The organism is Rhizobium leguminosarum bv. viciae (assembly GCF_012276115.1).
Lineage (GTDB): Bacteria > Pseudomonadota > Alphaproteobacteria > Rhizobiales > Rhizobiaceae > Rhizobium > Rhizobium leguminosarum_T.
Genome location: NZ_WIEU01000011.1, coordinates 53,177 through 76,016 on the forward strand (window position 1 = coordinate 53,177; position 22,840 = coordinate 76,016).

Consider the following 22,840-nt stretch of genomic DNA (forward strand, 5'->3'; position numbering starts at 1 on the left):
GGGGCGATCTCAGGCGGTTTGATTTCCGCTCTTGCGGCGGTATCTGTTGATCCCTGGGCGGCATGAGGGGCTTTTGCATTTGTTTTCCGGTTTTCAGTTCCGCGACTGGCTGCTTGCCAACGATCCGGCGCTTTCGCGCCTGCGGATGGCCTCGCGGGTAACGCTGACGATCGTCCTCTCCTTCGCCATTCTACTTGCCATCCAGATGTTCATCGTGCCGTTGCCGAAGGCGGCTTTCGGCCTCGGCATCGTGCTGTCGATCGAAGGCGGGGTGGCAGTGCGCGACAAGGGCAATTCGCGTCAGTTGGTGACGCGGCTTTTCGGCTGTGTCGCGAGCATTGCCGTCGTCGGCATCGCCGCGGGGCTGGAGGACCGCCGTTTTCTCTCCGATCTCGTCTTCCTGGTGGTGATCGCGCTGGCATCCGCCGGGCGGGTGTTCGGGTCGCGCGGTTTTGCAATCGGCATGTTCGCCTTCACCTCCTATTTCATGGGCGCGTATTTCCAGCCTTCGCTTGCCGAGCTGCCTTATGTGGCGGGCGGCCCTGTCGTCGCGGTGCTGATCGGCCATGTGGTGCGGGCGGTGCTTCTGCCGGATGATTGGCGGCGCGACCTGCTGCGCTCGCTCGAAAGCGTCAGGGGCCGGATCAACCAGATCCTCTTCAAGCTCGCCACCCTTGCCGGCAGCGGCCATATCGGCGAGGCTGACCGGCAGGAGCTGCGCCAGCTGGAGGACCGGCTGAAGGAAGTGGTGCTGATGGCCGAAACCTTCATTCCACGCCCGGCCGGCGGGGTTTTCGATGCCGCCGCCGATCCTGCCGCAGAGCTGGCGATCCGGCTCTTCGATGCGCATCTCGCCGCCGAGAGCGCGATCGTGCTGAGCTTCCATAGCCCGCCGCCCTTTGCGCTCGTCCATGCGGTGATCGAGGCGGATGCAACCGAACTTGCACCCTATAGTGCCATGGCTGAAGCCATCAAGGACGAGCCTCAGGGCGAAACCGTGCGGGCGCTTCTCTGGCTCGGCGAGGCGCGGCAGCAGCTGACGCAGGCGATCGGCGAGGGGCAGGCCTCCGGCTTTGCCGGCATCGATGCCGTCAAGGACACTGCGCAGCCTGAAAAGATCGACTTTTCCTTTGCCAATCCGCTGCTGCGCTCGGCACTGCAGATCACGCTCGCCTCGGCGCTTGCCATGGGCTTCGGCCTGCTTCTGTCGCGCGACCGCTGGTTCTGGGCGGTGCTTGCCGCCTTCCTCGTCTTCACCAATACCAATTCGCGCGGCGACACGGCGATGAAAGCGCTGTCGCGGTCGCTCGGCACGGTGTTCGGGATCGCCATCGGCCTCCTGCTGGCGACGCTGATTTCGGGGCAGCTGGCGATCGCCATTCCGGTTGCGGCCGTCTGCATTTTCCTCGCCTTCTATTTCCTGCAGGTTTCCTATGCGACGATGACCTTCTTCATCTCGATCGTGCTCTGCCTGGTCTACGGCATGACCGGGGTGCTGACGCTCGATCTCCTGCAACTCCGCATCGGGGAGACCGTGATCGGCGCGGTGGCCGGGACAGCGGTCGCCTTCCTGGTCTTTCCGGCACGCACGCGCGGCGCGCTTGATGCAGCACTCGCCCGCTGGTTCCAGGCGCTGGACGAGTTGTTGAGCTCGATCGGCGATGGCAAGAGCGGTTTTGCGCTGATCGCCCAGTCGCAGAAGATCGATGCCTGCTACCGCGACGTAACGGTGGCGGCGCGGCCGCTCGGCTCGTCCTGGTCGGTGGTGACGCGGCCCGGCCAGATCCGCCAGACGCTGGCGATCTTCCTCTCCTGCACCTACTGGGCGCGCATTCTGGCGAAGAGCTACGCAGCGTCGGGCGAGGCCGACGAGCTGAAAAGGCTGATCGCGTCGGATCTGGCGCTGATGAAGGATGCGGCCCCGCGTGGCTCGACCTGTTTCTTCATCGAGCGCAAGGCGTCGCGGACGACAGGGCGGCACCTGCCGCTGTCGCGCGAGGGCGCGAGGCTGGGGCTCGAAATGATCGGTTCGGCGCTGCAAAGGCTCTATCCGCAGGCTGATGTCTTGCCGTTTGCACCGGGCGAGGTTATTGCGCGCTCGAAACAGGGATAGAACCATGGCAGGCACGAACAGCGAGCGTCAACTTCTGGCCGAAGGGCCGGCCATCATTCTGGTCGAGCCGCAGATGGGCGAGAATATCGGCATGGTGGCGCGTGCCATGGCGAATTTCGGCCTTGCTGAACTCCGCCTCGTTAATCCGCGCGACGGCTGGCCGAACGAGAAAGCCCTGGCGACCGCCTCCAAGGCCGATCACGTGATCGAGGCGACCAAGGTCTACGATACGCTGGAACAGGCGGTCGCCGACCTCAATTTCGTCTATGCGACGACGGCGCGGGAGCGCGACGGCTACAAGCCGGTGCGCTCGCCCGTCATCGCCGCCGAGACGCTCCGGGCGAGGTTTCGCGCCGGCGAAGGCACCGGCATCCTCTTCGGGCGCGAGCGCTGGGGGCTGACCAACGAGGAGGTGGCGCTTGCCGACGAGATCGTCACCTTTCCCGTCAACCCGGCTTTCGCCTCGCTGAACATCGCCCAGGCGGTGCTGCTGATGTCCTATGAATGGATGAAATCAGGCATGGAGGATCTCGGCGCCGTGCCCTTCCAGGCGATGGGGCAGACGCCTTCGACCAAGGAACAGTTGTTCGGCCTCTTCGACCAGCTGGAAGAGGCGCTCGATGCGCGCGGTTATTTCCATCCTGCCGGGAAAAAGCCGAAAATGGTCGACAATCTGCGCGCTGTCTTATCCCGCCGGGCCTTCACGGAGCAGGAAATCAGCGTGTTGCGCGGCGTCATCTCCTCCCTCGACCGCTTCTCGCGCAAGAGCCCGCGCGGCGGCCGGTTCCCGACAGCGGCCAAGGAAACACCGCCAGATGACAGCGCCGACGCATGAGCTGAAACCCGTCCTCGTCTTCGATTCCGGCATTGGCGGGCTGACCGTCTTGCGCGAGGCGCGCGTGCTGATGCCGGAACGCGGCTTCATCTATGTCGCTGACGATGCCGGCTTTCCCTATGGCGGCTGGGAGGAACAGGCGCTGAAGGAGCGGGTGATCGGCCTCTTCGGCCGCCTGCTCGAAGAGCACGATCCCGAAGTCTGCATCATCGCCTGCAACACCGCCTTCACGCTTGTTGGTGCCGATCTGCGCGCCGCCTTTCCCCAGATGACCTTCGTCGGCACCGTGCCGGCGATCAAGCCAGCAGCGGAGCGCACGCGGTCCGGCCTCGTCTCGGTGCTCGCGACGCCGGGCACGGTCAAGCGCGCTTATACGCGCGATCTCATCCAGTCCTTCGCCCAGCAATGCCATGTCCGCCTCGTCGGCTCGGAGAACCTTGCGCGCATGGCGGAGGCCTATATTCGCGGCGACGCCGTCTCCGACGACGCCGTGCTTGCCGAAATCGACCAATGCTTCGTCGAGAAGGACGGACGAAAGACCGATATCGTTGTGCTCGCCTGCACGCATTATCCCTTCATGGCGAACCTTTTCCGGCGGCTCGCGCCCTGGCCGGTCGACTGGCTTGACCCCGCCGAAGCGATCGCCCGCCGCGCCCGCACGCTGGTGCCGCTGATCGCAGACGCTGTGCATCCCGGCAATTTCGACTTTGCGGTGTTTATGTCAGGCAATCCCGATTTCGCGACGCGGCGGCTGATGCAGGGATTCGGCTTGAGGGCGTAGCGCCGCGATTGATTTGAAGGCCCTTCGATTTTGGGGACACATTTGAGGAACTGACATGGCTCGGAATGCTGAAGAAGAAGATAGGTTGGCGGTCTACGCCGCAACTGCCGAGGGCGCACGGACGCGCTTTACGGCCCAGGATTGGGAACGCTTTTTCGCGGCACTCGACGAGCCGGCAAAGCCGACCGATCGCATGGTCAATGCCGTCAGGAAATATCGCGATATCGGCGGCGGTTGATGAAATTCGAACTGCTCGACCCGAAGCGAACCGTCGCAGATGTTGTCACACGCAATCGCGTGGGAGAAAGGGAGCAGCATGTCAATTGTGATCAGAAAGATGCGAGCAGGCGACAGTGCGCTTTGGGCTGAGATGCGCTTCAAGCTCTGGGACAGCCTTTCTATCGATGAACATCTTGGCGATATAGGCAGAATGCTCAAAGGCAAGAAACGGACCGGCTATCTTGCGCTGCGTCCCGACCAAGCGCCGCTTGGTTTTGCCGAGATTTGCATACGGGAATACGCCAACGGCTGCACTGCACAGCCCGTCCCTTTTCTCGAAGGCATCTGGATCGATCCCAAACACCGTCGACAGGGCGTTGGCCGTGCACTGCTTGAAAACATTACCGGTGATCTGATCAAGCAAGGATTTCGGGAGCTCTGCTCCGATGCAGACATCAGAAACAGACGGTCGCACTAGGCGCATCAGAATTGGGGTTTTACTGAAACCGAGCGAGTCGTCTATTTCCGCAAAGTTCTTTGATAGCCCGGAGCCCGGAATTGTCCTGTGGGTTGGCGAAATACGGTCCTGAAAGACGATGCATTCTTTGATAGACGGGGCGCTGCCGTTTCGGAAGAATGGCGCTTCGTTCATGTGAGTCTTTTCGCCGCGAGGATCAGCATTGCAGGTTGGCATCGATATGGGATTGGCGTCCGGCAGCCCGGCGACGCTCGATATCGAGGAGCTGCTGGCGACCCGTCTGCTCGTGCAGGGCAATTCCGGATCGGGCAAGTCGCATCTGCTGCGCCGCCTGCTCGAACAGTCGGCGCAATGGGTGCAACAGGTCATCATCGATCCCGAGGGTGATTTCGTCACTCTCAGCGATAGGTTTGGCCACGTCGTCGTCGACGGTGAGCGCACAGAGGCGGAGTTGGCGGGCATTGCCAACCGCATCCGCCAGCATCGCGTTTCCTGCGTGCTGACGCTCGAAGGCCTCGATCTCGAAGACCAGATGCGCGCTGCAGCCGCCTTCCTCAACGGCATGTTCGATGCCGATCGCGAATACTGGTATCCGGTTCTCGTCGTGGTCGACGAGGCGCAGATGTTTGCGCCGTCGGTCGGTGGCGATGTTTCGGAAGATGCGCGCAAGATGTCGCTCGGCGCGATGACCAATCTGATGTGCCGCGGACGTAAACGCGGCCTTGCCGGCGTGATCGCGACGCAGCGGCTTGCCAAGCTCGCCAAGAACGTCGCGGCCGAGGCCTCGAACTTTCTGATGGGCCGCACCTTCCTCGATATCGACATGGCGCGCGCTGCCGACCTGCTCGGCATGGACCGGCGCCAGGCCGAGATGTTCCGCGACTTGAAGCGCGGCAATTTCGTTGCTCTCGGACCGGCGCTGTCGCGCCGGCCGCTGCCGATCCAGATCGGCGCGGTGGAGACCTCGGCGCGCTCTTCCAGCCCGAAGCTGATGCCGCTGCCGGATGCGCCTCAGGATGTCGAAGACCTGATCTTCACGCCCGATCCGGAGGAATTCCAGCGGCCGCTGGTGCGCCGCGCGCCGCCGGCGCCGCGGCCGACGACCGATATTCTGGCCGAACTCTCGCGCTCGACGCCGGCGGCATCGGCTGCACCTGCGGAGGCGAGGGCGAACCAGGTGGAAGTCTCCGCCGAGGAGCGGGAAGAGCGCCTTGCCGGCGTGCTGGCCGAGATACTGGACGATCCGGCATCCGCCTTCCGCACCGATTCGGTGCTTTACCAGGACTTTCTGGTACGGCTGCGCATGCGTCGCGTGCCGGGACCGCCGATCGCGCTGCCGGAATTCCGCCGGCGCGTGGCGATCTCGCGTTCCGGCGTCGATGCGGCAACTGCCGCAACCGATGCCTGGGCGACGGCGCTGTCGCTGTCATCAAGCGTTACCGACGATCTGCAGGGTGTCTTCCTGACGATCGCCAAGGCCGCCGTCCGCGGTGAGCCGTGCCCGTCGGACGCCCGCATCGCCCGCGCCTACGGCACCCATTCCGCCCGCCGCGCGCGGCGCCTGCTTGGTTATTTCGAGGAGCAGGGCATCATCGTCGTGCACGCCGATTTTTCCGGCAAGCGTATCGTCGCTTTCCCGGACATGGACTGCCAGACGGCGCCGGGCGACGCCAACGCGCCCGACACGGGTGATCAACCGCTGGCGGCGGAATAGTGGCGCTTTCAGGGTTTGCCGCTGTTGACATTTTCATGACGGGCCTCTAAAGACCGCCGCAAGCACCGGGCAGCAATGTCCGGTGTTTCATTTGACATGTCCCGTGGATCGTTCCTGTTCGCTAACCGGAACATCCTGTCAGATCTCGGCAGAGATCAGAGGAGGGCGTGTTTCCTTCGTGCGGTTTGGCAACAAACCGTCTTAAACCTTTGAAAGGAAATACGATGAGCAAGCGCGAATCGTCCAAGTACAAAATTGACCGCCGTATGGGCGAAAACATCTGGGGCCGTCCGAAGTCTCCGGTGAACCGCCGCGAATACGGCCCGGGTCAGCACGGCCAGCGCCGCAAGGGCAAGCTTTCGGACTTCGGTGTGCAGCTGCGCGCCAAGCAGAAGCTCAAGGGCTACTACGGTGACCTGCGTGAAAAGCAGTTCCGCGCGATCTTCGCCGAAGCCGACCGCCGCAAGGGCGACACCTCTGAAAACCTGATCGGCCTCTTGGAATCGCGCCTCGACGCGATCGTCTATCGCGCCAAGTTCGTTCCGACGGTCTTTGCTGCCCGTCAGTTCGTCAACCATGGCCACGTCTCGGTCAACGGCGTGCGCGTCAACATCGGTTCCTACCGCTGCAAGGCCGGCGACGTCATCGAAGTTCGCGAAAAGTCGAAGCAGCTGGTGATCGTTCTGGAAGCCGTCAGCCTCGCCGAGCGCGACGTTCCCGACTACATCGAAGTCGATCACCACAAGATGGTCGCAACCTTCGGCCGCGTCCCGACACTCAGCGACGTTCCGTTCCCGGTCGTCATGGAACCGCACCTGGTCGTCGAATTCTATTCGCGTTAATGCATTCGTCTCGCAGTCGAAACCGATTGCGAGACAACAGCATGCGTCGATATAGGGAAAGCCGCTCCTTCGAGCGGCTTTTTTGCGATCTGGAGAGAAGCAATGGCAGATTTGCAGGCGACCCTCGATAGCATCTACGCCGATATCCAGCCGCGGATCGGCGAGGGCAAGGTCGCGGATTATATTCCCGAGCTCGCCAAGGTCGACCCGAAGCAGTTCGGCATGGCGATCGTCACCGTCGACGGCAAGGTCTATCGCGTCGGCGATGCCGACATCGCCTTCTCGATCCAGAGCATTTCGAAGGTCTTCATGCTGACGCTGGCGCTCGGCAAGGTCGGTGAGGGGCTGTGGAAGCGGGTCGGGCGCGAACCCTCCGGATCGGCTTTCAACTCGATCGTCCAACTCGAGCATGAGAGCGGCATCCCCCGCAACCCCTTCATCAATGCCGGCGCCATCGCCGTCAGCGACGTCGTCATGGCCGGCCATGCGCCGCGCGAGGCAATCGGCGAGCTGCTGCGCTTCGTGCGTTATCTCGCCGACGACGAGTCGATCACCATCGACGACAAAGTGGCGCGCTCGGAAACGCAGACGGGATACCGCAATTTCGCGCTTGCCAACTTCATGCGCGCCTACCGCAATCTCGACCATCCGGTCGATCATGTGCTCGGCGTCTATTTCCATCAATGCGCGCTGTCGATGAGCTGCGAGCAGCTCGCCCGCGCCGGGCTGTTCCTGGCGGCGCGCGGCAGCAATCCGACGACCGGCCATTCGGTGGTCTCGCCGAAGCGGGCGCGGCGCATCAATGCGCTGATGCTGACCTGCGGCCATTACGACGGCTCGGGCGACTTCGCCTATCATGTCGGCCTGCCCGGCAAGAGCGGCGTCGGCGGCGGCATCTTCGCGGTGGCGCCGGGCATCGCCTCGATCGCGGTGTGGTCGCCGGGGCTGAACAAGGTCGGCAATTCACAGCTTGGCGCTGCGGCATTGGAGATGCTTGCGGCGCGGACCGGTTGGTCGGTTTTCGGCGATTGACGCTGTGTTGCCAGGTGGGTTTCTGCTAGAGCAAATGTGGAATTTCTGTAGGACGAAGCAATGAATATCGCAGCCAACATCGCCGATGATCTGGAAACTGACGAGGCCGACAGCAACGGCCATGCGCTGTTTGCCGATGCGCCGCGTTCCGTCTCCTTCAACAAGCTGCGCAAGCGGCTGCTGCGGCAGGTGCGTCAGGCCTTCGACGATTTCGACATGCTGAAGGGCCAGAAGCGCTGGCTGGTCGGCCTTTCCGGCGGCAAGGATTCCTACGGGCTGCTGGCGCTGCTGCTCGATCTCAAATGGCGCGGCCTGCTGCCGGTCGAGCTCATCGCCTGCAATCTCGACCAGGGACAGCCGAATTTCCCGAAGCACGTGCTGCCGGGCTATCTTACGAAGATCGGCGTCCGCCACCGGATCGAATATCGCGATACCTATTCGATCGTGAAGGAGAAGGTGCCGGAGGGTGCCACCTATTGCTCGCTCTGTTCGCGGCTGCGGCGCGGCAATCTCTATCGTGTGGCGCGGGAAGAGGGTTGCGATGCGCTGGTGCTCGGCCACCACCGCGAGGACATTCTCGAAACCTTCTTCATGAACTTCTTCCATGGCGGCCGGCTCGCCTCGATGCCGGCGAAGCTTCTGAACGACGAGGGCGACCTGATGGTGCTCCGGCCGCTTGCCTATGCCGCTGAGGACGACCTCGCGAAATTCGCCACCGCCATGCAGTTTCCGATCATCCCATGCGATCTCTGCGGCTCGCAGGACGGGCTGCAGCGCAACGCGATGAAGGACATGCTCGCTGATATCGAACGGCGCATGCCGGGGCGCAAGGATACGATGCTGCGGGCGCTTTCGCATGTGAACCCGTCGCATCTGCTCGATCCGAAACTCTTCGACTTTTCCACCCTTGGTGTCACCGATCCTTCATAAGGGTCCGGCTAAGCAGGCTGTTCATTGCATGAAGGCAGGACTTCGCATGACTATTTCAGATCAGGATATTCTCTTTCTCGGCGATTGCGTCCGAGAGGCGGCGCGCGCCGAGATCATGCCGCGTTTCCGCAATCTCGGCGCTGCCGATGTTTCGGAGAAGACTTCGGCAATCGATCTGGTGACGCAGGCTGACCTGCTTGCCGAACACCGGATCACCGCGGCGCTGAGAGAGCGCTTTCCCGCAGCACTCGTCGTCGGCGAGGAGGCTTATGACGCCGACCGGTCCGTCGTGCCGGCCCTTGCCGATGCCGAGCTCGCCTTCGTCATCGACCCTGTCGACGGGACATTCAATTTCGCCGCCGGGCTTCCCGTCTTCGGGACCATCCTGGCTGTGACGGTCAAGGGCGAGACGGTCGCCGGCATCATTCATGATCCGGTTCTCGGCGACACAGTGACCGCGATCAAGGGGGCGGGCACCTTCCTGACGCGCCAGGACGGGCAATCGACAAAGCTGAAGGTGGCGGAGCCTACTAGCCTGAGCCAGATGGTCGGCGGCATGTCGTGGGGGCATATGGACGAGCCGGACCGCTCGCGTATCTGCGCCAACATGGCAAAGATCCGGATGACCTTCGCCTTCAACTGCTCGGCCTACGAATATTGGATGGTCGCCTCCGGCAAGCTGCATTTCATCGGGCATACGAAACTGATGCCCTGGGATCACCTGGCCGGTGTGCTGGCGCATCAGGAGGCCGGCGGTCATACGGCGAAATTCGACGGCACGCCCTATCGCCCCGGAGAGACGACGGGCGGGATCATCTCCGCGCCCGACCGGGAGAGCTGGCAGCTCATCCGGCGCGAGATCGTCGGCATCTGATTCAAGCTTCTCCTGAGAGACCTAAGCGTGAGGATTTGACATGACTTCGACTGTCGACGTGACCGTTCTTGCCGATCTGCTGCGCCGCGCGGCAAAGGCAGAGATCCTGCCGCGCTTTCGCCGGCTCGGCCAAGCCGATGTGCGCGCCAAGAGTGAGGCGACCGACCTCGTCACCGAGGCCGATGAGCAGGCCGAACGGATGATCAAGGCGGAAGCTCAGCGGCTCTGGCCGAACGCGCTGTTTCTCGGCGAAGAATCGGTCGCGGCCGATCCCGATTTGCTCGGCAGCCTCGAACATGCCGATCTCGCGATCGTCGTCGATCCGGTCGACGGCACCTTCAATTTCGCCTCCGGCATTCCGGCTTTCGGCGTCATGGCATCCGTCATCTCCGGCGGCGAGACGGTTGCCGGCATCATCTACGATCCGATGGGCGACGACTGGGTGATGGCCGAAAAGGGCGGCGGCGCCTGGCTGCGGCGGCCGGATGGCGGCGCCGAGCGGCTCTCGGTCGCAGCTCCCGTGGGACTGGAGCATATGGTCGGCATGGCCTCGACCGGCTACCTGCCGCAGGCGAAGCGGGCCGAAGTGCTCGCCAATCTCGCCAAGGTGCGCTTCCTCACCAATTACCGCTGCGCCGCCCATGAATACCGCACCTTTGCCGGCGGGCATGTGCATTACCTCATGTACAATAAGCTGATGCCCTGGGATCACCTTGCCGGCACCCTGATCTCGCAGGAGGCGGGCGCCTATGCGGCGCGCTTCGACGGCTCACCCTACCTGCCGCATCATCTCGACGGCGGGCTGCTGATTGCGCCCGACAAGGCCTCGTGGGACGTGCTGCGGCGTGAGGTTTTCACGGTCTGAACACTCGCCTTAAAGCGTAGAGCCTTTACTGCTGCCCTCATGCTATAGGACAGCGAGAATGTGCTCCCACGCTAGTCGTCCCAACTCTGTGTCGGCTTCGTCACTTCCACCGTGCGCATGCAGCGATGATCGGGGGGTCGTTTCGCCCGGCAACAGATTGCGATGGCCCGCGTGTTCTCCCAAGACAAGCTGGGTGGACAAACCAAAACCTGCGCGCCGCCGAACAATTGATGCGGCAAATTTGTCTGACGGCCAAAGCGCGTCATCGCATCCTGCTACGAGCAGAATTTCAGCATTCGTTTTCTCCAAAGGGATAGCCGCTGCGTCGATCTCAGACTCGTGCATATCGAGGCATCTTTGGAACAAACCCCGATAGGCGACCAGCCCGTCTCTGTATTCTCGCACCCAATCTGGGTCCGACGAAACAAAAGGAAGCGGTGTACCTCGCAATGTCCACGACGAGCGCTCGGGCCAACTGATGCCATCAAGCCCTGGACCAATATTTCCCCATACGACTGACGAAGGGCTCATGGCGACGACCGCGGTGATGCGCGGATCGTATACGGCCGTGAGCAGTGCAGCTTCGGCGCCTTTCGAGGTTCCCACCAGGACGATGCGTTTACAGCCGAGACCCACCAGGCAGTCCGTGGTAGAGAAAAACGTTTCTAGCGGCACCTCGCAAATGCCTGGCACCTGGCCTTCGCCGCCGAACCAGCGAAGCGCTATGGCCGTTGCCCCCTGGCTCGCAAACAACCTTGCGCGGGCCACATCGACCCGGCCACTGGAGCCGCCGAGCACCACCACGCCGGTGCTGGCATCCGGTTTGACTTGAAATATCTCGCCCTGCAATGGCGGGGGGAGACGTTGATATTCTGCATCCAAAACCAGGCTCCTTCTTCCAGGGGGCATCCAGATTTAGGAACGTGCCAAGTTTGCCATCTAATGCAATGCCGTCGGGGACCAACTGCTCCGGCAGATTTCCCATTTTCAGAAGTGAGCAGCACCCGGATCGAGCTGCGGGCTGTCGCCGGGGTGGGTGAAGAGCTTGCCGTTTTCGGCCCAAAGGGTGGCTGCGATCGTCACCGCGCCGAAGAGAGCGAAGCCGCCGAAGAGCGGCTGCACCGTGCCGTTGAACATCTGGCCGACCAGGCCGCCGAGGATGGCGCCGGCTGTCGTCGAGACGAAGCCGGTGATGGCGGTCGCCGTGCCGGCGAGATTACCCATCGGCTCGAGGCTGATGGCGGTGAAATTGGTGGCGATCAGGGCAAACATCATCAGCACGATGGTGAAGATGCCGTAGGCGATGGCGAAATCCGGCTTGCCGGCCAGCGAATAAAAAAATCCGACAGCCGACAGCGCCGTGAAGATCAGCAGGGCGGCGTGCGAGATGCGGCGCATGCCGAATTTGCGGACGAAGAATCCATTGGCGAAATTGGCGACGGCGATGCCGCCGGCGGTGGCCGCAAAGGCGATCGGCAGCCAGTCGCCAAGGCCATAGACCTCGCCGAAGACCTGCTGCACCGAGATCACATAGGCACTGATAACGCCGGTGAACATGGTGAGGCCGATCATGTAGCCGCAGGTGATGCGGTTTGTGAGCACGGTCTTGAAGCCATCCACGACAGAGCCGACCGACAGCGGCAGCCGCTCTTCCGGCGGCAGCGATTCCTTCAGCCGCAGGAAAGCCCAGACGAACAGGACGGTAGCGATGATCCCGAGCAGGATGAAGATCCAGTGCCAGTTGGCATAGAGGATGATGAGCTGGCCGACGGAAGGGGCGACGATCGGCACGATCATGAAGACGATCATCACATAGGACATCACACGGGCCATTTCGCGGCCACCGAAGCAGTCGCGCACCATGGCCATGGTGGTGATGCGCACCGCAGCACCGCCCACACCCTGAACGAAACGCATGACGAGCAGCATTTCGAAGCTGCCGGTCGCTGCAGCGGCAAACATTCCGACAATATAGCAGGCGAGGCCACCGAGCAGGATGTTGCGGCGGCCGAACGTATCCGAAAGGCTGCCGAAGAAGATTTGCGAGACACCAAATCCTAAGAAGAACACGCCGATGATCAGCTGCGCGTCGTTGGTACTGGTGACGCCGAGGGAATGGCCGATATTGGGCAATGCCGGCAGCATGCTGTCGATCGCCATAGCAACGCTGGCGGTCATGATGGCGATGGTAACGACGAATTCGCCAAAGCCCATGCCGATGCGGCGGGAGCCCTGGTTTTCCTGGTGCGGCTTATGCGGCGGCGTCATTTGGTGAAATCCCGGATGCGAATGAGGCCCGCCGTTCAGACGGCTGGGTTCTGCGATTGGAAGAGGCGGCCCTTCTCGGCGATGAGCACGAAGACGAGCCCGATGATCGACACGGTGAAATAACCGGCGACCATCGGCAGCGCAGTGCCGTCGAAGGCCTGGCCGATGCCGGCGCCGATGATGGCGCCGCCGACCGTGCTCATGAAGCCGAGGACGGAGGAGGCGGTGCCGGCGACGTGGCCGAGCGGCTCCATGGCGAGCGAATTGAAGTTCGAGCCGATCCAACCGAACTGGAACATGGAAAGGCCGAAGAAGGAGATGAACAGAGCGAAGGGCATCGGCTCGGTGCTGGCCATCTGGACGATCAGCCAGATGGTGTTGATGGCGATGAAGCCGATGAGCGAGCCGTGCGACAGGCGGCGCATGCCGAGCTTGCCGACGAAGCGCGAATTGAAGAAGGACGACAGCGACATGAAGATCGCCACGCCGGCAAAGGCGAAGGGGAAATAGACGCCGAGATCGTAAATGCCGACATAGACCTGCTGGGCCGAATTGATGAAGCCGAACAGCGCGCCGAAGATGAAGGTGCTGGCAATGGTGTAGCAGAGCGCGACGCGATTGGTCAGCACCAGCTTGAAGGCGCCGAAGATCGAGCGGGCGGTGAAGGGCCTGACATTGGCGGGATGCAGGGTCTCCGGCAGGCGTAGATAGGCCCAGACGGCGATAGCAGTCGCCATGGTGGCGATGAACAGGAAGATCAGGTGCCAATTGCCGAAGAACATGACGATCTGGCCGGTGCCGGGCGCAATCACCGGCACGATCATGAAGACCATCATGATCAACGACATGACCTCGGCCATCTGCCGTCCGCCATAGATATCGCGGACGATGGAGATGGTGATGACGCGGGTGGCCGCCGAGCCGATGCCCTGGACGAAGCGCAGCACCAGCAGACCGGCGAAGGAGGGAACGAAGACGATGCCGATGGCGGAAACGATATAGACGACGAGACCGAACAACAGCGGCGCGCGGCGGCCGAATCGATCGGAAAGCGGTCCGTAGAAAAGCTGGGCGCAGCCGAAGCCGAGCAGATAGGAGGAGACGACGAGTTGCCGGTGGTTCTCGCTCTCGACGCCGAGGCTTGCGCCGATCTGCTGCAAGGCTGGGAGCATGATATCGATCGCCAGCGAATTGATGGCCATCAGGAAGGCTGCGAGCGCGATGAATTCTCGCTTGCCCATGGGCATGCGGCCCGCGGACACGGCTTGTGATGAATCTGTCACAATGAAATTCCCATAAACAGGTCAAGGCGCTGCTGGCCGCAGCGCCTCGAACTCAAGAAACAGATTTGGAAACCGGGCGGACGTCCGGTGACCGGTCAGGCGGCGCCGCGAACCGTGATGCCGTTTTCCTGGAGATGCTGCTGCAGTTCACCAGCCTGGAACATTTCCCGGACGATGTCGCAGCCGCCGACGAACTCGCCCTTTACGTAGAGCTGCGGGATCGTCGGCCAGTTGGAATATTCCTTGATGCCCTGGCGGATTTCCGAATCGGCGAGCACGTTGACGCCTTTGTAGTCGACGCCGATGTAATCGAGAATCTGCACGACCTGGCCGGAGAAGCCGCACTGCGGAAACTGCGGCGTGCCCTTCATGAAGAGGACGACGTCGTTGCTCTTGATTTCGTTGTCGATAAATTCGTGAATGCCGCTCATGGGACCTAATCCTTTCAACAGGCGGGTTAAAGGCCCACCGTTTCAATCGTTGCCTTTAGATAGCATGCGACAGCAGGAATTCCAGCCGCCCGAACCAAAAAAATACCAATTCGGGCCGGCCGTTGCCGGGTTGTTGCAGTCGCGCTACTGCCCATCAAAGTGCTACAGCGTCCTTTGCGCGTCTCAAGAGACGCGCGGCGCTTTAGCGGAGCAGAATTCATCCGAAAGCCGCTCATATTTTCATCGTGTCTTAGCTGCGTCGCTGACGGCTGCGGCCAGCGGCAGTGCGGCGCTTGCTGACCTGTTTGCGGGCGGGCTTGGGCTTGGCCGCGGTCGCCTTGCGCGCAACCTTCGTCGTTGCGGCGGGGCGTGTCTTACGCCTCCTGCGCTTCGTCGTGACGCGGCCGGTGGTTTTCTTCAGGATCTCCTTCAGCACGCTTTCGACGACGCCTGATATCAATTCTTTGACTAGGTCGGCCACAAAACCCCTCCGTTCGTGGTGGAAACGACATGGCTGCTATTGAATTCTGGAAGAGTTCGGTTAGCAAGACGGCTTCGAAAACATACCCGGTTTTTCGCCGACAGCATCGGTGGAATGGCCTGATCACAGCAGCATGCCGGCCATTCGCCCGGCCGGAAGAGTGGAATGAAACTGATCGAGAAGCGGGTCGTCCTGCATTTCCCGGGCTTCGAGCCATTGGATGGCACTGCTCACAGGGCGCGCTACGAGCGATCCGCCAGGCAAAGTGCCGCCGTCTGGGGATATTCGATCGCGACGGGGGCAGTGGAAGAAGGAACCGATCCTGTCAGTTTCGAGGTCACGATGGGCGATGGGATGGGCAGCGATGCGGGAGATTCATCCGGCTGGCAGACCAAGAGCCGGATCCACATGATCGATCAAGACGCTCTGGTGCGTCGGCTCCGCGGCGGCAATACGTTGAGCCAGATCATTGCGGGCTTCCGAAGTTGCGCCGAGATCATGCTCGAAGGCGGAATGCGGGGATATTTCCGCCATGCCTGGCGCTTCGGCCTGTTCTTCGTTTTCCCGTTCCTGCTGATGGCACTGGCGATCGCTCTGACAGCACAAATTACCGTCATGCCTTATGTTCTCGGCTTTTCTGCCTGGCATATGTTCTGGAGCGGGCCGCTGGCGCTGTGTCTGTTCGTCTTCGCCTTACTGCCGTTTTGCGAGCGCTTCTATACGCTGCATCTTTTTGCCGATTGGGAAATGGCCGTGGCGCTCGGACGCATGGACCGGGCGGAATTCAACGACTGGCTGGAAGACCGGGCCTCTGCAGTGCGCACGGCGCTTGACGAAGAGGCGGACGAATATGTGATCTCGTCGCACAGCATGGGGTCGAGCGTCGCCGCCCATGTCATCGGCATATTGCTGGAACGGGAGCCGGAGATCTTCAACGGCAAGCGCGTGGTGTTCGCCACCCTCGGCAGTGCCATCCTGCAATGTGCGCTCATGTCATCGGCGACACTGCTTCGCGCTCGCGTCGGGCTGATTGCCCGCTGTCCCGACATTTCCTGGCTCGACGTGCAGTGCCTGACGGATTCGATTAATTTCTACAAGGTGCCTGTCGTCGCCGTCTCCGGCCATGCGGATGCGCCCCAGGCGAAAATGATCCTGATCCGCGTCAAGCAGATGCTGACGCGCGAGCACTATCGCAAGATCCGCAAGGACCAGCTGCGCGTCCACCGGCAATATGTGCTTGGGCCCGATCTGCAGGCGCCCTTCGACTTCACGCTGCTGACATCCGGGCCGATGCCCGCCTCGGTCTTTGCCGATCCCGACGAAAAGAGAATGCCCGGCTGAGGGCCGGGCATCGTCATCCGGATTGCATCGGGCTTTTATTCCGGCGCGGAAGTCTGCAGGGCCAGAGCGTGCAGCACGCCGCCCATATTGCCCTTCAGCGCCTCGTAGACCATCTGATGCTGCTGCACGCGGCTCTTGCCGCGAAAGGCTTCGGCGACGACTTCGGCGGCGTAGTGATCGCCGTCGCCCGCCAGATCGCGGATCGTCACTTTGGCACCGGGAATCCCAGCCTTGATCATGTCTTCGATATCGCCGGGTTTCATGGCCATGATCGTTACTCCTTGCGCATCATTCCGCAGCGGCAAGTTCGCCGCGGCCTTCCATGAAATCAGGGAACCACGATTCATGGGCATCGCGCAATTGCTGAATCGGCAGCGAGATGAGATCGCCGACGACGAGCGCCGTTCCTTCGACCGTGCCGAGACGGCGGAAGGGAACGCCGCCGCCTTCCGCATTGACGCAGACGAAATCGGCGACATCGGCGGGCAATGTCAGGACGTAACGCGCCTGATCCTCGCCGAAGAGCAGCGCATGCGGTGCACCCTTGCCTTCGCTCAGATCGATCGTCAGGCCTTTGCCCGAGGCCATCGCCATTTCGGCGAGCGCCACGGCAAGACCACCAGAGGAGATGTCGTGGCAGGCGGTCGCCTGGCCGTTGCGGATGACGGAGCGGACGAAATCGCCGTTGCGACGCTCGGCGAACAGATCCACTTCAGGAGCCGGACCTTCGCTGCTGGAAAGCACGTCGCGGAGATAGACGGACTGGCCGAGATGGCTGCCGTCGACGCCGATCATGATCACCTTGTCGCCATCGTTGGCGCTGCCGATGCGAACCATCTTGCGCCAATCCGGCAGCAGGCCGACGCCTGCGATCGTCGGGGTCGGCAGGATGGCGACGCCGTTGGTCTCGTTGTAGAGCGAAACGTTGCCTGAGACGATCGGGAAATCCAGCGCCCGGCAGGCCTCGCCGATGCCCTTCACCGCCTGAACGAACTGGCCCATGATCTCGGGCTTTTCGGGATTGCCGAAGTTCAAATTGTCGGTGGCGGCGAGCGGCTCGGCACCTGTCGCGGTGATGTTGCGCCAGCATTCGGCGACCGCCTGCTTGCCGCCTTCGAAGGGATCCGCCTCGACATAACGTGGGGTGACATCGGAGGAGAAGGCAAGCGCCTTGGAAGGATGGCCGTCGACGCGCACGACGCCGGCATCGCCACCCGGAAGCTGCAGCGAATTGCCCTGGATCAGCGTGTCGTATTGCTCATAGACCCAGCGGCGGCTCGACTGGTTGGCGGAGCCGACGAGTTGCAGCAGCGCCTGGCCGTAATCCTGAGGAGCGGCGACGAGATTGGCGGGCAGGGGAGCGTGTTTGCCGGGCTCGCGCCAGGGGCGATCATATTCCGGCGCCTGGTCGCCGAGATCCTTGATCGGCAGGTTGGCGACTTCCTCACCCTGGTGCATGACGCGGAAGCGCAGATCGTCGGTCGTCCAGCCGACGATGGCAAAGTCGAGGCCCCACTTGACGAAGATCGCCTTGGCTTCCTCTTCCTTCTCCGGCTGCAGCACCATGAGCATGCGCTCCTGGCTTTCCGACAGCATCATCTCGTAGGCCGTCATCCTCTCTTCGCGGACCGGCACCTTGTCGAGTTCGAGCAGGATGCCGAGATCGCCCTTGGCGCCCATTTCGACGGCAGAGCAGGTGAGGCCGGCGGCACCCATGTCCTGGATGGCGATGACGGCGCCGGTCTGCATCAGCTCGAGGCAGGCTTCCAGCAGGCACTTCTCGGTGAAGGGGTCGCCGACCTGAACGGTCGGGCGCTTCTCTTCGATCGATTCGTCGAATTCGGCCGATGCCATCGTCGCGCCGCCGACGCCGTCGCGGCCGGTCTTGGCGCCGAGATAAACAACCGGAAGACCGACGCCCTTGGCTTCGGACAGGAAGATGGCGTTGGATTTCGCAATACCGGCGGCAAAGGCGTTGACTAGGATGTTGCCGTTGTAGCGGGCGTCGAACTCGACCTCACCGCCGACTGTCGGCACGCCGAAGGAATTGCCGTAGCCGCCGACGCCGGAGACGACGCCGGAGACGAGGTGGCGGGTCTTCGGATGATCCGGCTCGCCGAAGCGCAGCGCGTTCATCGCGGCGATCGGGCGCGCACCCATGGTGAAGACGTCGCGCAGGATGCCGCCGACGCCGGTCGCAGCGCCTTGATAAGGCTCGATATAGGAGGGGTGGTTGTGGCTCTCCATCTTGAAGACGACGCAATCGCCGTCATCGATGTCGACCACGCCGGCATTTTCGCCCGGGCCCTGGATGACGCGCGGGCCTTTGGTCGGCAGCGTGCGCAGCCACTTCTTCGAGGATTTGTAGGAGCAGTGCTCGTTCCACATGGCCGAGAAGATGCCGAGCTCGGTAAACGTCGGTTCGCGGCCGATCAGATCCAGAATACGCTGATACTCGTCCGGCTTCAGGCCGTGCCTTGCAATGAGTTCGGGCGTGATCGGGATGGTGTTTGGAATGGTCATGAGCGGAAAATCCCTGGCGCGTTTTGCGCTGTCTTTAGCTTATGTAGCGGCGACGCGCGACAGGAAAATGCCCGCTGTCAACAGAGGGCGGGCAACTTCTTCTTCATGATGAAAAGTGGTCGCTGCTAGAATTTGTAGCCGATCTGCAGACCGGCGCGCGTCATGCCGTCGTTCGGCCCATCGCAGAGGTTGGCATGCGAGGAGTGAGCGATCTGGGCCATGACGTTCCAGTGGGCGTTGAAACGATAGCCGGCACCCACATATTCGTGGAAGAGGACGCGACAGCCGAGTTCCGGACCGTCATCATCGCCTTCGAGATCGCCGGTATGGATGACGCCGCCGAAGCCGGCTTCGGCAAAGAGCTTCTCGTTGAAATCGATCGTCCAGGTGAAGCCGGTGAAGAATTGGGTGGCTTCGCCCGATGTGCCGATCGAGGTGCCGAGATGCACACGAGGGTGCAGCAATTGCTGCTGCCAGCCGACCGCCGTGTCGTAGCCGAAAGGATCGAAGAGAGCGGTAATTTCGGGAAAGACGCCGTCTTCCCTGGAATGGCCCGATTGTACCGAGGCCGAAGCGCCGAAGCGCAATTCATCGAATATCTGCTCGCCGGCACTTGCCGAACTCGCAACCGGGATGGCGGCTGCCGCTGCCAATGATGCCATACCCAAAAAACGCAACGCGATCTTTCCGAAGTCGACCCTCATTTGCTGTCCTTTGATTCGCGTCAGACGGGAACAACAAAGAGGTAACATGGAGGTTGAGTCGGTATAGCGCTCCGAATAGGCGTCGGCGTTTTTTCCGATTTATGGCGTGTATTTGCAACACGTCATATTTCGCCATCATAGGCGGAGCCGCCATTTTCCAGCAGCCGGCGCAGGATCATCAGGCCCGAGATCAGTTCCTGCCCCGTCTTCGGCGAGGAAAAACCGATGCGAACGCGATGATAAGGTCGCTCTCCGCGCGCCGACTTGAACTCGTCCTCGTCGTCGACGAGCACGCCGTCGCGGAAGGCGGCATTCTTGAAGGTGCCCGACATCCAGGGTTCCGGCAGTTTCAGCCAGAGGAAGGGCGCGTGTATGTGCGATTCGAAATCGAAGCCCTGCAACTGTTCGCGGGCGAGCCGGACGCGCCGGGAGAGTTCCTCGACACTTGCCTTGCGAATCTCATGCGCCATGCCGCTCTCGACGAGGCGCGCACAGGTCTCTGCCAGGATGAAGGGCAGGCCGCCGGTGATCATCCTGTGCGTCACCTTGATGCGCTGGGCGAAATGCGGCGGGCAGGCGACCCAGCCGCCGCGCACGCCGGCGGCGACCGATTTCGACAGGCCGTTGACGAGGAAGGTGCGGTCGGGCGCAATCGAGGCGAGCAGCGGCGTATCATCGTCGGCCATGCCGCCGTAGAGGTCGTCTTCGATCAGCCAGACGCCGTGTTTCCTGGCGATTGCGGCGATATCAGCGCGCCGCTCATAGGGCATGATTGCCAGCGTTGGATTGTGGACAGTCGGCATCAGGAAGGCGATCTTCGGATGCTGCTGCTGACAGAGCCGCTCGAAATCCTCTGGAATTACGCCCAGTTTATCGGAATCGACCGTCAGCGTGCGGCGGCCGAGAAGGCGGGCGCTGCGGCTGACCTGGGTATAGGTGAGATCCTCGAAGACGATCTTGTCCCCCGGCGCCGAGACGGCGGCGATGACTGATATCGCCGCCGCATGGGCGCCGAGCGTCGGCACGATGTTTTCGACCTCCGGCGTCCAGCCGCTGCGGGCAAGCCACAACCGGCCGGCCTCGAACCAGTTGCGCGGGAAGCTCCGGGAATAGGAGGAGATTTCGGCAAGATGCTGCTCGCCGATCTCGGCGAGGATGCCTGCGATGATCTTGCCCTGGCCGAGATCGGGCGCGGCTGTCGTGTCGAAGCGGATCTTGTTGGCAGGCGCATCCTGGATGCGGGTGCCACTGAGCGAGACGGTCAGCGGATCGATCTGTTCGCCGGGCGGCGTTTCGGAGCGGTTCAGCACATAGGTGCCGCGCCCCACTTCGCCGGCGACCAGGCCGCGCTCATGCACCAGCGCGTAGGCGCGGCCGATCGTGCCGATCGTCACGCCGATATCGTAGGCAAGGTTGCGCTGCGGCGGCAATTTGCTGCCGGCGGGCAGGGCGCCGCTTGATATGGCGGATTCGATGCTGTCGGCAAGCCGGAGATAGACCGGCCCGGAGCCGCGGGAAATATCGGGAAGCCAATTTGTCATGGTGACAATTGTATATATTGGCACATTGTACCCGTCAAGCGTATGAGTCAATTCCAATGGCAAACCGAGAGGATTCCTGGAATGTCTGCCTTGCCTGAGATCAAAATGCCGATTGTACCGATTGTCTCTTACGAGGACAGGAGACAAATCATTCTCCCCGACTCGCCCGCCGAGGTGACGACGCTGGAGCGAATCTGGGCCGCCATTCTTCTCTGGCATCAAAAGCGGGAAGGCCGGCGCGCGCTGAGGGAGCTGACAGCGACCGAACTCAAGGATATCGGAGTGTCGCAGTCCGATGCCGCGCGCGAAGTCGGCAAGTCGTTTTTCTGGGAATGATTGTGCAGAACTCAAAGAGTTACAGCGCTGTTTGCGCGTCTGAAAAGACGCGTGACGCTGTCATCGCCGGGATCAGCTGCAGGCCTTGTTGCCGCCGGACCAGCGATTGACGTCGGCGGTGATGCGGCCGGCGACCGGTTCCTGCATCATCGGGCCGAAGGCCTGCAGGCGCGACGGACTTCCCTCGGCCTGCACGACGAGCAGCGGCCGGCTTTCCGGGCTTCCCTTATGGACGAGCAGGATGCGCGGACGGCCGGAGAAGGAATTGAGCTCCGGCGCGAGCTTGTAGGCTGCAAAGGCCGGATCGCCCGATTTGAACCAGCAGGCATTGGCGCCAAGCGCCACGCGTTCCATCGTCGGCAGCGCGGCGCGGTTCGGGCCTGTCGGCGCCGGCGTCTGGCAGGCTGCCACCATGGCTGCGAGAGCGGTCAACAGGGCGGCGTTTGCGACGGAGAGGCGAGGGCGCATCGATTGCTCCAGATCCGAATAGAAGGATTTTCGTGTGCATCCCGTTGCCCAAGACCGCTACGCGCGCTTGGGCGACGTGCGGGTTCAGGCGGCGATGACGTCGAGCGCCGAGGCGAAGAGGCCGCGGCCGTCCGAACCGCCATGGGCGGCCTCGATCAGGTTCTCTGGATGCGGCATCATGCCGAGCACGTTGCCCTTTTCGTTCATGACGGCGGCGATATCGTTGATCGAGCCGTTCGGATTGGTGCCTTCCGCATAACGGAACACCACCTGGCCATTGCCTTCGATCGCAGCCAGCGTCGCATCGTCGGCGAAATAATTGCCGTCATGATGGGCGACCGGGCAGCGAATGACCTGGCCCTGCGCATAGGCGCGGGTGAAATCCGTCTCGGCATTGACGACTTCGAGCTTGATCTCGCGGCAGACGAATTTCAGCGAGGAATTGCGCATCAGCGCGCCTGGCAGCAGGCCGGCCTCGACGAGGATCTGGAAGCCGTTGCAGACGCCCAGCACCTTCACGCCCTTTGAGGCCTTGTCGATGATCGCCTGCATGACCGGCATGCGGGCGGCGATCGCGCCGCAACGCAGATAATCGCCATAGGAAAAGCCGCCGGGGATGACGATCAGGTCGACATCGGGGATCTCGGTTTCCGTCTGCCAGATCGTCATCGGTGGCTGGCCGGAGATCTTGGTCAAGGCGGCGATCATGTCGCGGTCGCGGTTGAGGCCCGGAAGTTGAACGACGGCTGATTTCATGGGTGCTGTTCAAACCTTGCTTGTG

The 22,840-nt window shown here is 62.2% G+C and carries 24 protein-coding genes; 13 read left to right on the top strand and 11 right to left on the bottom strand.

All coding sequences use genetic code 11. The features are described 5' to 3' along the window. Nucleotides 1–73 precede the first annotated feature (73 nt). From GFM02_RS19545 to GFM02_RS19595, 11 genes are all read left to right on the top strand, one after another. The gene (locus GFM02_RS19545) at nucleotides 74–2,113 is read left to right on the top strand and encodes an FUSC family protein (protein ID WP_168322481.1); all 2,040 of its coding nucleotides are present in this window, start codon (nucleotides 74–76) and stop codon (nucleotides 2,111–2,113) included. A gap of 4 nt (nucleotides 2,114–2,117) precedes the next feature. Continuing rightward, nucleotides 2,118–2,948: an RNA methyltransferase gene (locus GFM02_RS19550; RefSeq protein ID WP_018483700.1), complete on the top strand. Its 831-nt coding sequence runs from the start codon at nucleotides 2,118–2,120 to the stop codon at nucleotides 2,946–2,948. After that, nucleotides 2,929–3,729, top strand: coding sequence for a glutamate racemase (gene murI / locus GFM02_RS19555; protein ID WP_168322482.1), 801 nt, complete (start codon nucleotides 2,929–2,931; stop codon nucleotides 3,727–3,729). Before GFM02_RS19550 ends, murI begins: the two co-directional genes overlap by 20 nt. A gap of 55 nt (nucleotides 3,730–3,784) precedes the next feature. Beyond that, nucleotides 3,785–3,967: a DUF1778 domain-containing protein gene (locus tag GFM02_RS19560; RefSeq protein ID WP_168322483.1), complete on the top strand. Its 183-nt coding sequence runs from the start codon at nucleotides 3,785–3,787 to the stop codon at nucleotides 3,965–3,967. Between the two features lie 192 nt (nucleotides 3,968–4,159). Further along, the gene (locus tag GFM02_RS35730) at nucleotides 4,160–4,426 is read left to right on the top strand and encodes a GNAT family N-acetyltransferase (protein ID WP_432444450.1); all 267 of its coding nucleotides are present in this window, start codon (nucleotides 4,160–4,162) and stop codon (nucleotides 4,424–4,426) included. A gap of 202 nt (nucleotides 4,427–4,628) precedes the next feature. Next, nucleotides 4,629–6,140, top strand: coding sequence for an ATP-binding protein (locus GFM02_RS19570; protein WP_168322485.1), 1,512 nt, complete (start codon nucleotides 4,629–4,631; stop codon nucleotides 6,138–6,140). Between the two features lie 224 nt (nucleotides 6,141–6,364). Next, a complete protein-coding gene (rpsD, locus tag GFM02_RS19575; RefSeq protein ID WP_017964499.1) occupies nucleotides 6,365–6,982 on the top strand; it encodes a 30S ribosomal protein S4 in 618 nt (205 codons plus the stop codon). Between the two features lie 102 nt (nucleotides 6,983–7,084). Next, on the top strand, nucleotides 7,085–8,014 hold the full coding sequence (locus GFM02_RS19580) for a glutaminase (protein WP_003540105.1): 930 nt from the start codon (nucleotides 7,085–7,087) through the stop codon (nucleotides 8,012–8,014). A gap of 60 nt (nucleotides 8,015–8,074) precedes the next feature. After that, nucleotides 8,075–8,944: a tRNA 2-thiocytidine(32) synthetase TtcA gene (ttcA, locus tag GFM02_RS19585; protein ID WP_168322486.1), complete on the top strand. Its 870-nt coding sequence runs from the start codon at nucleotides 8,075–8,077 to the stop codon at nucleotides 8,942–8,944. 46 nt (nucleotides 8,945–8,990) lie between these two features. After that, complete coding sequence (locus tag GFM02_RS19590) at nucleotides 8,991–9,818, top strand: inositol monophosphatase family protein (RefSeq protein WP_168322487.1); 828 nt, start codon at nucleotides 8,991–8,993, stop codon at nucleotides 9,816–9,818. 40 nt (nucleotides 9,819–9,858) lie between these two features. Further along, a complete protein-coding gene (locus GFM02_RS19595; protein ID WP_168322488.1) occupies nucleotides 9,859–10,683 on the top strand; it encodes an inositol monophosphatase family protein in 825 nt (274 codons plus the stop codon). Nucleotides 10,684–10,725: 42 nt separating this feature from the next. On the opposite strand, the gene GFM02_RS19600 is transcribed toward GFM02_RS19595, so the two are convergent. The 5 genes from GFM02_RS19600 to GFM02_RS19620 all read right to left on the bottom strand — a co-directional run bounded on the left by GFM02_RS19600 (nucleotide 10,726) and on the right by GFM02_RS19620 (nucleotide 15,146). Next, complete coding sequence (locus GFM02_RS19600; protein WP_168322489.1) at nucleotides 10,726–11,592, bottom strand: acyl-CoA thioester hydrolase/BAAT C-terminal domain-containing protein; 867 nt, start codon at nucleotides 11,590–11,592, stop codon at nucleotides 10,726–10,728. 78 nt (nucleotides 11,593–11,670) lie between these two features. After that, nucleotides 11,671–12,951 (bottom strand): multidrug effflux MFS transporter, encoded by a 1,281-nt coding sequence (locus tag GFM02_RS19605; RefSeq protein ID WP_168304363.1) that lies wholly within the window; start codon nucleotides 12,949–12,951, stop codon nucleotides 11,671–11,673. A 35-nt stretch (nucleotides 12,952–12,986) separates the two neighbouring features. After that, the gene (locus GFM02_RS19610) at nucleotides 12,987–14,192 is read right to left on the bottom strand and encodes a multidrug effflux MFS transporter (protein WP_168322490.1); all 1,206 of its coding nucleotides are present in this window, start codon (nucleotides 14,190–14,192) and stop codon (nucleotides 12,987–12,989) included. A gap of 137 nt (nucleotides 14,193–14,329) precedes the next feature. Continuing rightward, entirely contained in the window at nucleotides 14,330–14,665 is a 336-nt protein-coding gene (grxD, locus tag GFM02_RS19615) for a Grx4 family monothiol glutaredoxin (protein WP_017960646.1), read from the bottom strand. A 250-nt stretch (nucleotides 14,666–14,915) separates the two neighbouring features. Next, complete coding sequence (locus tag GFM02_RS19620) at nucleotides 14,916–15,146, bottom strand: hypothetical protein (RefSeq protein WP_168322491.1); 231 nt, start codon at nucleotides 15,144–15,146, stop codon at nucleotides 14,916–14,918. 165 nt (nucleotides 15,147–15,311) lie between these two features. On the opposite strand from GFM02_RS19620, the gene GFM02_RS19625 reads away from it, so the two are divergent. Further along, complete coding sequence (locus tag GFM02_RS19625; protein ID WP_168322492.1) at nucleotides 15,312–16,487, top strand: hypothetical protein; 1,176 nt, start codon at nucleotides 15,312–15,314, stop codon at nucleotides 16,485–16,487. Between the two features lie 35 nt (nucleotides 16,488–16,522). On the opposite strand, the gene GFM02_RS19630 is transcribed toward GFM02_RS19625, so the two are convergent. From GFM02_RS19630 to GFM02_RS19645, 4 genes are all read right to left on the bottom strand, one after another. Further along, nucleotides 16,523–16,756: a BolA/IbaG family iron-sulfur metabolism protein gene (locus GFM02_RS19630; protein ID WP_003540079.1), complete on the bottom strand. Its 234-nt coding sequence runs from the start codon at nucleotides 16,754–16,756 to the stop codon at nucleotides 16,523–16,525. A 19-nt stretch (nucleotides 16,757–16,775) separates the two neighbouring features. Next, the gene (purL, locus tag GFM02_RS19635) at nucleotides 16,776–19,010 is read right to left on the bottom strand and encodes a phosphoribosylformylglycinamidine synthase subunit PurL (RefSeq protein WP_020050132.1); all 2,235 of its coding nucleotides are present in this window, start codon (nucleotides 19,008–19,010) and stop codon (nucleotides 16,776–16,778) included. A gap of 125 nt (nucleotides 19,011–19,135) precedes the next feature. Beyond that, a complete protein-coding gene (locus tag GFM02_RS19640) occupies nucleotides 19,136–19,714 on the bottom strand; it encodes an acyloxyacyl hydrolase (protein ID WP_168322493.1) in 579 nt (192 codons plus the stop codon). A 122-nt stretch (nucleotides 19,715–19,836) separates the two neighbouring features. Next, the gene (locus tag GFM02_RS19645) at nucleotides 19,837–21,255 is read right to left on the bottom strand and encodes a PLP-dependent aminotransferase family protein (protein ID WP_168322494.1); all 1,419 of its coding nucleotides are present in this window, start codon (nucleotides 21,253–21,255) and stop codon (nucleotides 19,837–19,839) included. An 81-nt stretch (nucleotides 21,256–21,336) separates the two neighbouring features. Here GFM02_RS19645 and GFM02_RS19650 point away from each other — a divergent pair, with 81 nt between their 5' ends. Beyond that, nucleotides 21,337–21,591: a DUF1127 domain-containing protein gene (locus GFM02_RS19650; protein WP_168322495.1), complete on the top strand. Its 255-nt coding sequence runs from the start codon at nucleotides 21,337–21,339 to the stop codon at nucleotides 21,589–21,591. A gap of 72 nt (nucleotides 21,592–21,663) precedes the next feature. Here GFM02_RS19650 and GFM02_RS19655 read toward each other — a convergent pair whose 3' ends face one another. After that, entirely contained in the window at nucleotides 21,664–22,059 is a 396-nt protein-coding gene (locus tag GFM02_RS19655; RefSeq protein WP_077978276.1) for a hypothetical protein, read from the bottom strand. A gap of 84 nt (nucleotides 22,060–22,143) precedes the next feature. Continuing rightward, a complete protein-coding gene (gene purQ / locus GFM02_RS19660; RefSeq protein ID WP_168322496.1) occupies nucleotides 22,144–22,815 on the bottom strand; it encodes a phosphoribosylformylglycinamidine synthase subunit PurQ in 672 nt (223 codons plus the stop codon). Between the last annotated feature and the right edge of the window lie 25 nt (nucleotides 22,816–22,840).